This window comes from Streptomyces yokosukanensis (assembly GCF_001514035.1).
In the GTDB taxonomy this organism is placed as follows: domain Bacteria; phylum Actinomycetota; class Actinomycetes; order Streptomycetales; family Streptomycetaceae; genus Streptomyces; species Streptomyces yokosukanensis.
This window is the reverse complement of sequence record NZ_KQ948208.1, coordinates 571,103-583,224: the sequence shown is the minus strand read 5'-3', so window position 1 is coordinate 583,224 and position 12,122 is coordinate 571,103. Positions and strand designations below refer to the sequence as shown.

The 12,122-nt window shown below is 71.3% G+C and carries 9 protein-coding genes; 8 read left to right on the top strand and 1 reads right to left on the bottom strand.

From position 1 onward, the window contains the following. The first annotated feature begins 5 nt into the window (after positions 1-5). The 3 genes from AQI95_RS09270 to AQI95_RS09260 all read left to right on the top strand — a co-directional run bounded on the left by AQI95_RS09270 (position 6) and on the right by AQI95_RS09260 (position 4,622). Positions 6-1,403, top strand: coding sequence for a class II fumarate hydratase (locus tag AQI95_RS09270; RefSeq protein ID WP_067120153.1), 1,398 nt, complete (start codon positions 6-8; stop codon positions 1,401-1,403). Between the two features lie 83 nt (positions 1,404-1,486). Continuing rightward, positions 1,487-2,176 carry a cytidylyl-2-hydroxypropylphosphonate hydrolase gene (gene fomD / locus AQI95_RS09265; RefSeq protein ID WP_067120151.1) on the top strand — a complete coding sequence of 230 codons (690 nt, stop codon included), beginning with the start codon at positions 1,487-1,489 and terminating at the stop codon, positions 2,174-2,176. Positions 2,177-2,468: 292 nt separating this feature from the next. Beyond that, positions 2,469-4,622: a SpoIIE family protein phosphatase gene (locus AQI95_RS09260; RefSeq protein WP_067120149.1), complete on the top strand. Its 2,154-nt coding sequence runs from the start codon at positions 2,469-2,471 to the stop codon at positions 4,620-4,622. Between the two features lie 85 nt (positions 4,623-4,707). Here the strand turns inward: AQI95_RS09260 and AQI95_RS09255 are convergent, their stop codons facing one another. After that, positions 4,708-7,056, bottom strand: a complete 2,349-nt coding sequence (locus AQI95_RS09255; RefSeq protein WP_067120147.1) for a transglycosylase domain-containing protein — start codon at positions 7,054-7,056, stop codon at positions 4,708-4,710. 240 nt (positions 7,057-7,296) lie between these two features. Between AQI95_RS09255 and AQI95_RS09250 the strand changes: the two genes are divergently transcribed. From AQI95_RS09250 to AQI95_RS09230, 5 genes are all read left to right on the top strand, one after another. Then, complete coding sequence (locus AQI95_RS09250) at positions 7,297-8,232, top strand: SPFH domain-containing protein (protein WP_067120145.1); 936 nt, start codon at positions 7,297-7,299, stop codon at positions 8,230-8,232. After that, positions 8,229-8,462, top strand: a complete 234-nt coding sequence (locus AQI95_RS09245; protein WP_079071148.1) for a type II toxin-antitoxin system antitoxin — start codon at positions 8,229-8,231, stop codon at positions 8,460-8,462. The genes AQI95_RS09250 and AQI95_RS09245 overlap by 4 nt, the downstream gene beginning before the upstream one ends. Before the next feature lie 94 nt (positions 8,463-8,556). Beyond that, positions 8,557-9,081, top strand: coding sequence for a PadR family transcriptional regulator (locus AQI95_RS09240; RefSeq protein WP_067120141.1), 525 nt, complete (start codon positions 8,557-8,559; stop codon positions 9,079-9,081). Continuing rightward, complete coding sequence (locus AQI95_RS09235; RefSeq protein ID WP_067120139.1) at positions 9,078-9,767, top strand: ABC transporter ATP-binding protein; 690 nt, start codon at positions 9,078-9,080, stop codon at positions 9,765-9,767. Before AQI95_RS09240 ends, AQI95_RS09235 begins: the two co-directional genes overlap by 4 nt. Continuing rightward, the gene (locus AQI95_RS09230; protein ID WP_067120137.1) at positions 9,764-12,103 is read left to right on the top strand and encodes an ABC transporter permease; all 2,340 of its coding nucleotides are present in this window, start codon (positions 9,764-9,766) and stop codon (positions 12,101-12,103) included. Before AQI95_RS09235 ends, AQI95_RS09230 begins: the two co-directional genes overlap by 4 nt. Positions 12,104-12,122: the final 19 nt, after the last annotated feature.

Sequence of the window (12,122 nt, the reverse complement as noted above, 5' to 3'; positions counted from 1 at the left end):
CGACGATGACGACCGAAGAGCCGCAGTACCGGATCGAGCACGACTCGATGGGCGAGGTCCGGGTCCCGGCCCATGCCAAGTGGCGGGCGCAGACACAGCGTGCCGTGGAGAACTTCCCCGTGTCCGGGCAGCGGCTGGAGCGGGCGCACATCGAGGCGCTGGCGCGGATCAAGGGGGCGGCCGCGAAGGTGAACGCCGAACTCGGGGTGCTGGACAAGGAGGTCGCCGAGGCGATCCAGGAGGCGGCCGGGGAGGTCGCCGCGGGCAGGTGGGACGAGCACTTCCCGGTGGATGTGTTCCAGACCGGTTCCGGGACCTCCTCCAACATGAACACCAACGAGGTCATCGCCACCCTGGCGAGCGAGCGGCTCGGCCGGGACGTGCACCCCAACGACCACGTCAACGCCTCGCAGTCGTCCAACGACGTCTTCCCGTCCTCGATCCACATCGCCGCCACCGCCGCCGTCACCCACGATCTGATCCCGGCCCTCGCGCACCTCGCCGACTCCCTGGCCCGCAAGTCCGAGGAGTTCGCCGATGTCGTGAAGTCGGGGCGGACACACCTGATGGACGCGACCCCGGTGACGCTGGGCCAGGAGTTCGGCGGGTACGCGGCCCAGGTGCGGTACGGCATCGAGCGGCTCCAGGCCTCGCTCCCCCGGCTCGCCGAGCTGCCGCTGGGCGGCACCGCCGTCGGCACCGGCATCAACACCCCGCCCGGCTTCTCCGCCGCCGTCATCCGGGAGGTGGCCCACGCCACCGGGCTGCCGCTCACCGAGGCCCGCGACCACTTCGAGGCGCAGGGCGCCCGGGACGGGATCGTGGAGACCAGCGGACAGCTGCGGACGATCGCGGTCGGGCTGACGAAGATCGCCAACGATCTGCGCTGGATGTCCTCCGGGCCGCGCACCGGGCTCGCCGAGATCCGGCTGCCGGATCTGCAGCCGGGTTCGTCGATCATGCCGGGCAAGGTCAATCCGGTCGTCCCCGAGGCCGTGTTGATGGTCGCGGCGCAGGTCGTCGGCAACGACGCCACCATCGCCACCGCCGGAGCCGCCGGGAACTTCGAGCTGAACGTGATGCTCCCGGTCCTCGCCAAGAACGTCCTCGAATCCGTCCGGCTGCTCGCCAACGTCTCGCGGCTGCTGGCCGACCGGACCGTCGACGGCATCACCGCCGACCGGGAACGGGCCCGCGAGTACGCCGAGTCCTCCCCGTCCGTGGTCACCCCGCTGAACAAGTACATCGGCTACGAGGAGGCCGCGAAGGTCGCCAAGAAGTCGCTCGCGCAGCGCAAGACGATCCGTCAGGTCGTGCTGGAGGGCGGGTACGTCGAGCGCGGCGACCTGACGCTGGAGCAGCTCGACGAGGCGCTGGATGTCCTGCGGATGACGCGTCCGTAACCGCGAGCGAACGTTTCCGGCCACCGGCGGAACCGTGATGTGCACCGCAGCCACCGTGTGCCTACGGCACCTAATATCTGTCCATGACGGACGACGGAGCGGTGACACACGTAGACGCGGGAGCTGCGACCCACTGGGCCCCGGGGACCCCGATCCTGTGGCGCTACCGGGAGAACGCCGGCGAGCACTTCCACATCGCCCGGCCCGTCACCGTGGTGCGCGACGACGAGGACCTGCTCGCCGTGTGGCTGGCTCCCGGCACCGAATGCATGAAGCCGGTCCTGGCCGACGGCACACCGGTGCATCTGGAGCCGCTGCAGTCCCGCTACACCAGGCCGCGCACGGTGCAGCGGGACCGCTGGTTCGGCACCGGTGTGCTGAAGCTGGCCCAGCCCGGCCGGCCCTGGTCGGTGTGGCTGTTCTGGGATCCGGGCTGGCAGTTCAAGAACTGGTACGTCAACCTCGAACAGCCGCTGGTCCGTTGGGCGGGTGGGGTGGACTCCGAGGACCACTTCCTGGACATCTCCGTCCATCCCGACCGCAGCTGGCACTGGCGTGACGAGGACGAGTTCGCGCAGGCCCAGCGGGACGGGCTGATGGACGCGCGGACCGCCGAGCGGGTCCGGGCGGCCGGGCGGGACGCGGTCGAGGAGATCGCGGCCTGGGGGCCGCCGTTCTCGGACGGCTGGCCGCACTGGCGCCCGGACCCGTCCTGGGCGGTACCTTCTCTCCCCGAGGGCTGGGACCGTACGCCCGCGCACGTGTCCTCATGAGACCCTTGATGCGCCCCCGGGCACGAAACGTAGGATCGTCCTCCGCAAGGGCGCACAAGTGCAACTCCGGGAGCATGCGCCGGGCTTGACCGAACGTCACCGAGGGGCGGCAGCACGTGAGCGAGGGGCACCACGGCACCACCACCGCCGGCCGCGCCAGGCATGCCGGTGACACAGGAACCTCTGACCGCGCGGGAATTCCGTTCCTGGGGCACGTATTGCGGGTATCGGGACTTCTGCGGGACCAACTGCGCGCTCGGCGCGCAGCGCCGTACGGATGGATGCGACACGCGTGACGGAGCAGCCCACCTCCTTCGAGCGCCCCCAGGGCGCCGACCCCGCGGATGGCCGCGGGGCGCTCTTGCGTACCCCGAAGCCGGCCGGCGCCCCCGCCTTACCGGTGCAGGCGCGGGCCGAGGGCCCGCCGTCCGGACCGGGGACGGCCACGCCCTGCGGCAAGGGAAGGGACGGCACGGGGTCGCCGGCCCCGGCCGGCAAGGGAAAGGACGGCAAGGGGAACCAGCCCCCGGTCGGCAAGGGGAAGGAGCCCCCAGTCAACGGCCCCGAGCACTCCCAGCCCGCCGCCACCGAACCCGGCGCACACCGCCCGCGCCCCGCCCCGGAGGCCATTCCGCCGCAGCCGGGCGCCGAGCAGGAGCGGACGCCGGGCGGTCAGGACCGCCGTACCGGGCGGGGCCTGCCGCCGGGTCGGCCCACGCCGATGCGGCGCGACGGCGACCGGCTGAGATTCGTGGGCGCGGCCACCCGGCGGATCGCGCGCGGTCTGGATCTGGACGAGATCGTGATGGGCCTGTGCCGGGCGACCGTGCCGACGTTCTCGGACGCGATCCTGGTCTATCTGCGCGACCCGCTGCCGGTCGGCGACGAGCGGCCCACCGGACCCGTGGTGCTCAGGCTGCGCCGCACCGACCGGATTCCTGAGGAGCGGGACACCGAGGGGGTGCTGCTGCCGCCCGCCTTCGAGCCGGAGCCGGAGCCGAGCCCGCTGGCCGAGCTGTCCTCGCTCACCACCGAGCTGTGCGAGGTACGGCCCGGTGGCGCGCTGAACGAGGTGCTGCGCGGTGTGCGGCCGGTGTTCGCCGATGCGCCGGCCGCCCGTGCCGCGCTGCCCGAACTGCTCGGCGAGGGCGGCGAGTCCGTGGTGCCACCCGGGCAGCACGCCATCCTCGCGCCGCTGCGCGGCCGGCGCCGGGTGATCGGCGCGGCGCTGTTCCTGCGCCGCCCGGAGCGGCTCGCGTTCGAGGCCGACGACCTGCTGGTGGCGGCCCAGCTGGCCACGCACAGCGCGCTCGGCATCGACAAGGCGGTGCTGTACGGCCGGGAGGCCTACATCGCCGACGAGCTGCAGCGCACCATGCTGCCCGAGACCCTGCCCCGGCCCACCGGTGTACGCCTGGCCTCGCGCTATCTGCCGGCCGCCGAGACCGCACGGGTCGGCGGCGACTGGTACGACGCGATCCCGCTGCCCGGCAGCCGGGTCGCGCTGGTCGTCGGCGACGTCATGGGTCACTCCATGACCTCGGCGGCGATCATGGGCCAGCTGCGCACGACGGCGCAGACCCTGGCCGGGCTCGACCTGCCCCCGCAGGAGGTGCTGCACCACCTCGACGAGCAGGCGCAGCGCCTGGGCACCGACCGCATGGCGACCTGTCTGTACGCGGTCTACGACCCGGTCACGCACCGCATCACCATCGCCAACGCCGGCCATCCGCCGCCCGTGCTGCTGCACCTGGGCGGCCGGGCCGAGGTGCTGCGGGTGCCGCCGGGCGCGCCCATCGGGGTCGGCGGCGTCGACTTCGAGGCGGTCGAGCTGGACGCGCCCGCCGGGGCCACGCTGCTCCTCTACACCGACGGCCTGGTGGAGTCCCGGCTGCGGGACGTGTGGACCGGCATAGAGCAGCTGCGCGAGAAGCTCGCCGCGACGGCCCAGCTGACCGGCCCCGATCATCCGCCGCCGCTGGAGGCGCTGTGCGACGAGGTGCTGGACATGCTCGGGCCGGGCGACCGGGACGACGACATCGCGCTGCTCGCGGCCCGCTTCGACGGGATCGCGCCGAGCGATGTCGCGTACTGGCGGCTGGAGCCTGAGGAGACGGCCCCCGGCCAGGCCCGCCGGCTGGCCCGGCGCGCGCTCGCCCGCTGGGACCTGGAGGACCTCTCGGACTCGGTGGAGCTGCTGGTCAGCGAGGTCGTGACCAACGCCGTACGGTACGCGTCGCGGCCGGTGACGCTGCGGCTGCTGCGCACGGATGTGCTGCGCTGCGAGGTCGGCGACGATGTGCCGCAGCTGCCGCGGCTGCGGCAGGCGCGGGCCACGGACGAGGGCGGGCGCGGCCTGTACCTGGTCAACAAGCTGGCCCGGCGCTGGGGCGCGACCCGGCTGTCCACGGGCAAGGTGGTCTGGTTCGAGCTGAACCGGAGCTGAGCCGGTCCGCTGGATACACGACGCGAAGGGCGCCCGGGAGGCCCGGGCGCCCTTCGCGTATGCGCTGCTGCCGGCCGACGTGCTCCTACTGGCCGATGCCCTGACCGATGTCCTGGCCGCCGCCCGGATCGAGCGGGTTGTCCGTGGCGGCGCCCGTCGGCGTCTGCGTCGGCGACTGTGTGGGGGGCTGCGTCGGCGTCTGGGTCGGTGAGTGCGTCGGTGAGTGCGTCGGCGTGTGGGACGGCGACGTGGAGGTCGACGGCTTGCTGGACGGCGTGTGCGACGGTGTGCCGGACGGCGTCGAGGAGGGCGTCGTCGGCGTGTAGGTCGGCTGGACGGCGGCGCCCTGCGTGGTGTCCAGGTCGAACGTGGCCTTGTCCGTCACGCCGAAGGTGTACGCGGCCCAGATCTGCGCCGGGTAGCCACCACCGTTGATCCGGCCCGGGGGCCGGACCAGGGGACCGGTCGCACCCGTCATGGACACATGGGCGTTGGTCTTCGGGTCCTCGCCGAACAGGCCGACGGAGGTGACCAGGTCGGGCGTGTAGCCGGTGAACCAGGCGGACTTGTTCTCGTCGGAGGTACCGGTCTTGCCGGCCACCTGCTGGCCGTCGCGCAGCGCGTTGTCGGCCACGTGCTCCTTCGCCGTACCGTCGTCGACCACGCCGGTGAGCACGGAGGTGACGGTGTCGGCGGCGGTCCGGCTGATCACCGAGCCGCCGATCGGGTCCGGGATCTTCACCGAACTGCCCTGCCGTTCGGCGGACTTGAGGATCGAGGGAGTGACCTTCTCGCCGTGGTTGGCGAAGGTGGCGTAGATCCCGGCCATCTCCAGGGGGCTGGCGCCCATGGAGCCGAGCGTCTGGGCGGGCACGGCCTGCATGCCCGTGGTGTCCATGCCGAGCTGCTTGGCCGTGGCCATCACCTTGTCCATCCCCACGTCCATGCCCATCTGCGCGAAGACGGAGTTGACGGAGTTGTTCATCGCCTGCTGGACGGAGATGGGCCCGTAGCTCCTGTGGTCCTCGTTCGGCGGGCCGAAGCCGACCTTGCGGCCCTGGTCGACGACCTGGCGGCCGCTGGTGCCGTCATAGACCGTGTTCGCGGTGATCGGGGTGCCGTCCTGCGTGGTGGCGCTGTTCTGCAGCGCCGCGGCCAGGATGACCGGCTTGAACGTCGAGGCCGGCTGGAAGTCCCTGCGGGTGGCGTTGTCGGTGTAGTGGTGGTAGTAGTCCTGCCCGCCGTACAGCGCGACGATTTTGCCCGTCTTGGGGTCGACCGAGACGGCGCCGGGCTGGATGTCCCCGTCGACCTTGCGCTTCTTGGGGTCGAGGTTGCTGGTCAGCTGGGACTTGACCGACTTCTCCAGCGCGGCCTGCTTCTTCCGGTCGATGTTGAGGGTGATCGTCCAGCCCTTGTCGATGACCGCCTTCTCGGCCTCGGCCGGGGTGAGCCCGTCCTGCGCCATCAGCTGCTGCTCCAGCTGCCGGTTGGCGAGGTCGACCAGATAGCCCTTCTGCCCGCCGAGGCCGGGGACGCCCTTGGGCTCGAGGATCTTGGGGAAGTGCATCGCGTCGCGCTTGGACTTGGTCAGCCAGCCCTCCTCGACCATGTTGTCGAGGACGTAGTTCCAGCGCGCCGTGACCAGGCGCTTGCCGGTGTCGGTGGCGACGGCCCAGTCGTACTGGCTGGGTGCCTGGAGCAGCGCGGCGAGGTACGCACCCTGCTGGACCGTGAGTTTCTGGGCGTCGGTGTGGAAGTAGGCCTGGGCGGCGGCCTGGATGCCGTAGGCGTGGCGGCCGTAGTAGCTGGTGTTGATGTAGCCCGCGAGGATGTCGTCCTTGGAGTTCTCCCGGTCCACCTTCAACGAGATGACCAGTTCCTTCAGCTTGCGCGTGACGGTCTGGTCCTGGTCGAGGTAGTAGTTCTTGACGTACTGCTGGGTGATCGTGGAGCCACCCTGCTTGCCCTTGCCGGACAGGGTGTTGATCAGACCGCGGGCCGTGCCTTTGAAGTCGACGCCTGCGTCGTGGTAGAAGCTCTTGTTCTCCGCGGCGACGAAGGTCAGCTGGACCTTGCGCGGCACCTTCGACAGGTCCACGATCTCGCGGTTGACCTCGCCCTTGCGGGTCAGCATCGTGCCGTCGCTGAACTTGTAGACGTTGCTCTGCTGTTGGGCGGCCACATTGCCCTTCGGGATGTCCACGTACATGTAGAGCCCGATGAACGCGGCGATGACCAGCAGGCAGAGCCCGAAGAACGTGCCGAGGATCTTCTTCCAGGTGAAGAGCCGGCGTATGAAGCTCTTGGCGGGCTTGCCGCCCGCCGGGGCGCCCGCCGAGGCGACGGCCGCCTCGGGTGCGGAACGGCGGCGTCTGGGCGCCACGCGGCGGCCACCGCGCTGTCGCGCTCGTCTCTCTTCCGCTCGTCCCATGGGTCCCTACGCTCGCTTCCGTCTCGGGGTCAGCTCCGAAAGCTAACACTCGCCTATAAGACAAAGGGCGTCCGATCCGCTCTTTTGCGGACGTGACAATCAGCACCCGCCCCAAGGGAACCGACGGCCCTGGAGGCCACAGGGTTGCTTCGGGGTTGCTTCCGGCCGTAAAAGTGCTATCAGTTAGATAGAAGCAAGCTAGGCCTGCGCGGCAGGCCTCAGGAGAAACGGGGACCACCCATGTCCGCACACGACCCGGCCACCACCGCCGACGCACCCCAGATGCCCGCACCACGGGTGCGTGAGTTCACCGCGCACAGCATCGGCGGCGGACTCGCCCTGCTGCTCGGACTCCTCGGGCTCGGCGCCACCGCCGCGCTGCTCGCCGGCGCCTCGGCCACCTCCGCCACCGGCGCCAAGGCCGGACTCATCGTCGCCGGGATCGTCGTCTTCCTCGCCGCGGTCATCTCGCTGCGCGGACTGAACACGGTGGCGCCCGGCGAGGCCCGGGTCGTCCAGCTCTTCGGGCGCTACCGGGGCACGATCCGGCAGGACGGCCTGCGCTGGGTGAACCCCTTCACCTCGCGGACCCGGATCTCCACGCGGGTGCGCAACCACGAGACCGCCGTCCTGAAGGTCAACGACGCCTACGGCAACCCGATCGAGCTGGCCGCGGTCGTGGTGTGGAACGTGCAGGACACCGCGCAGGCCGTCTTCGAGGTGGACGACTACGCCGAGTTCGTCGCCACGCAGACCGAGACGGCCGTGCGGCACATCGCGATCGAGTACCCCTACGACGCCCATGACGAGGGCGGGCTGTCGCTGCGCGGGAACGCCGAGGAGATCACCGAGAAGCTCGCCGGCGAACTGCAGGTCCGGGTGGAGGCGGCCGGAGTGCGGATCGTCGAGTCGCGCTTCACGCATCTCGCGTACGCTCCCGAGATCGCCTCGGCGATGCTGCAGCGGCAGCAGGCCGGAGCCGTCGTGGCCGCCCGGCAGCACATCGTGGACGGCGCGGTCGGCATGGTCGAGGCGGCGCTCGCGCGGATCGCGGAGGCGGGCATCGTGGAACTGGACGAGGAGCGGAAGGCGGCGATGGTGTCCAACCTGATGGTCGTGCTGTGCGGGGACCGGGCCCCGCAGCCGGTCCTCAACACCGGGACCCTCTACCAGTGACGGACTCCTCGGAGACTCCGAAGCGACGGCCGCAGCAGCGCAAGCAGGTGCTGCTGCGGCTCGACCCGTCCGTGTACGAGGCGCTTTCGCGGTGGGCCGGGGACGAGCTGCGCTCGGCCAACGCGCAGATCGAGTTCCTGCTGCGCAAGGCGCTGGCGGACGCGGGGCGGCTGCCACGGGACGCCGGTCCGCTGCCGCGCAGAGGCAGGCCACCCGTTTCGGAACCGTGACAATCGGCTCCCACCTGCACAGCCGTACTGCGGGCCATGATCTCCACACTCCGCGTATACACGCGACGTATACACCGTGTGTAGAGTGCTCCACATGTCCATCGGTCACACCCTCCTAGGGCTCCTGGAGTCCGGCCCGCGCCATGGCTACGACCTGAAGCGGGCCTTCGACGAGAAGTTCGGTCACGACCGGCCGCTGCACTACGGCCAGGTCTACTCCACGATGTCCCGCCTGCTGAAGCACGGCCTCGTGGAGGTCGACGGCATCGAGGCCGGCGGCGGCCCCGAGCGGAAGCGGTACGCCGTCACCGACGCCGGCATCACCGACGTCGAGCGCTGGCTCGCGACCCCGGAGAAGCCCGAGGAGTACCTCCAGTCGACCCTGTACACCAAGGTCGTCCTCGCGCTGCTGACCCACCGGGACGCGGCCGACATCCTCGACACCCAGCGCGCCGAGCACCTGCGCAGCATGCGGATCCTGACCGACCGCAAGCGCAAGGGCGACCTCGCGGACCAGCTGATCTGCGACCACGCGCTGTTCCATCTGGAGGCCGACCTGCGCTGGCTGGAACTGACCGCCGCGCGCCTGGACAAGCTCCGTGAGGCGGTGGCCCGATGACCGCTCCCGCCGGCTCCCTGCTCTGCGCCGAGAACCTGCGCAAGGCCTACGGACCCACCCTCGCGCTCGACGGCGCCGCGTTCTCCATCCACCCCGGCGAGGTCGTCGCCGTGATGGGCCCCTCCGGCTCCGGCAAGTCGACGCTGCTGCACTGCCTCGCGGGCATCGTGCCGCCCGACTCCGGGTCGATCACCTACGACGGCCGCGAACTCGCCGGCATGAACGACGCCGAGCGCAGCGCGCTGCGGCGCAGCGAGTTCGGGTTCGTCTTCCAGTTCGGCCAGCTCGTCCCGGAGCTGACCTGCGTGGAGAACGTGGCGCTGCCGCTCCGGCTGAACGGCACCTCCCGCAAGCAGGCCGAGAAGGCCGCGCTCGGCTGGATGGAGCGCCTGGAGGTGGACGACCTCAAGGGCAAGCGCCCCGGCGAGGTCTCCGGCGGCCAGGGACAGCGCGTCGCGGTGGCCCGGTCGCTGGTCACCGGGCCCCGGGTGGTGTTCGCCGACGAGCCGACCGGCGCGCTCGACTCCCTCAACGGCGAGCGCGTGATGGAGCTGCTGACCGACGCGGCCCGCTCCGCCAACGCAGCCGTCGTCCTCGTCACGCACGAGGCCCGGGTGGCGGCCTACTCCGACCGGGAGATCGTGGTGCGCGACGGCAAGTCGCGGGACATGGAGCGCGCGCTGTGAACGCTCGTCAATGGGGCCGGGATCTGGGAATGGGGGTCCGGTTCGCGTTCACCGGTGGGCGCGAGGGCTGGATCCGGGTGCTGCTGACGGCGGTCGGCGTCGGTCTGGGCGTGGCGCTGCTGCTGGTGACGACCGCGATCCCGAGCGCGCTCGCGGTACGGCACGACCGCGACGAGGCCCGTCTCGACTACACCTACGGCCCGAAGCGGCCGAAGGCCGCGAACACCCTGCTGATCTCCGACTCCGACACGACGTACCACGGCGACGACGTCCGTGGCCGGCTGGTGGAGCCCGAGGGTCCGAAGGCACCGCTCGCCCCGGGCCTGTCGAAGTACCCGGCGCCGGGCGAGATGGTCGTCTCCCCCGCGCTGAAGAAACTGCTCGACTCCGGTGACGGCAGACTGCTGCGCGAGCGGCTGCCGTACCGGATCGCCGGGACGATCGGCGAGAGCGGGCTCGTCGGCTCGCAGGAACTGGCCTACTACGCCGGCGCGAAGAACCTGTCCCCACGCATCGACGGCTACCGCACGGCCCGGATCAGCGAGTTCGGGCACCTGGACGGAACGACCTCGTCGAACTCGATGGACCCGGTGCTGATCCTGCTGGTGCTGGTCGTCTTCGCCGTGCTGCTGACGCCGGTCGCCGTGTTCATCGCCGCCGCCGTACGGTTCGGCGGCGAGCGGCGCGACCGCCGGCTGGCCGCGCTGCGGCTGGTGGGCTCCGACACCCGGATGACCCGGCGGATCGCGGCGGGCGAGGCGCTCGCCGGATCGCTGGTCGGGCTGGTCTTCGGCACCGTCTTCTTCCTGCTCGGCCGGCAGCTCGCGGGCTCGGTCGAGATCGTGGGCGTCAGTGTGTTCCCCAGCTATCTCAACCCCGCGCCCGCGCTGGCCGCCCTGGTCGCGGTCGCCGTCCCGGCGGCGGCGGTGCTGGTCACGCTGTTCGCGCTGCGCGGGGTGGTCATCGAGCCGCTGGGCGTGGTCCGTACGGCCAAGCCCAGGCGCCGTCGGCTGTGGTGGCGGCTGTTGCTGCCGGCGGGCGGCCTCGCGCTGCTCGCCCCGATGATCGGGCAGGGCCGCGGGCACGGCGACTTCAACCCGTATCTGGTGATCGGCGGCGTCCTCCTGCTGCTCATCGGCGTGACCACCCTGCTGCCGTGGATCGTCGAAGCGGTGGTGGCCCAGCTCGGCCGGGGCGGTATCGCCTGGCAACTGGCCGTACGACGGCTGCAGTTGAGCAGCGGTACGGCGGCGCGCATGGTCAACGGGATCGCGGTCGCGGTGGCCGGGGCGATCGCGATGCAGATGCTGTTCGCGGGTATCCAGGGCGAATACACCAAGAACACCGGGCGGGACACCACCCGCGCCCAGATGCAGGTCAGCCTGCCGCAGGGGGTGGACTTCCTCCCGACCGCCGCGAAGTTCTCCGCGACCAAGGGGGTGCGCAAGGCGACCGCGCTCGGCAGCATCGACCTGGGCGACCGGGACTGGCGGCGCGGGCCCAACACCACCATCCCGATGACCGTCGGCACCTGCGACGCGCTGCGCGAGGAGGCCCGGATGACGTCCTGTCACGACGGGGACGTCTTCGTGGCCAAGGGCGGGGACAACGACGCCGACGTGGCCAAGCTCGCCCGGTCGGGCCGCACGCTCCACATCAACACCACCAACGGCATCGGCCCGGGCAAGGACGCCCCCTGGACCGTACCGGGCCATCTGCAGCAGGCCACCGCGATCACCAGCCCGATCGGGATGCGGACCAGTGGTGTGCTGCTGACCCCGGCGGCCGTGCCCGAGCGGGTGAACCGCCTGCTGACCGGGGTGGTCTATCTCTCGGTGGACAAGTCGGTGCCGGACGCGCAGGAGCACATCCGCAACACCGCCGCGCGGATCGACCCGTTGGCGGACGCGGTCCTGTGGTCGGCCACCGAGCGGTCGAAGCAGTTCGACTCCATCCGCACCGGTACGTTCGCCGGCGCCATCTGTGTGCTGGCGCTGATCGGCGCGAGCCTGCTGGTCTCGCAGCTGGAGCAGTTGCGCGAGCGCAGGAAGCTGCTGTCGTCGCTGGTCGCCTTCGGCACCCGACGGCGCACCCTGAGCCTGTCGGTGCTGTGGCAGACGGCGATCCCGATCGCCCTGGGCCTGCTGCTCGCCACGGCCGTCGGGCTCACCCTGGGCGCGGTGCTGCTGAAGATGGTGGGCGTGTCGCTGGGGGTGGACTGGTCGAGCGTGCTGTCGATGACCGCCGCCGGCGCGGCGGTGGTCCTCACGGTGACCGCGCTGAGCCTGCCGCCGCTGATCCGGATGATGCGGCCGGAGGGGCTGCGCACGGAGTAGCCGGCCGGCGCTCCGGGGA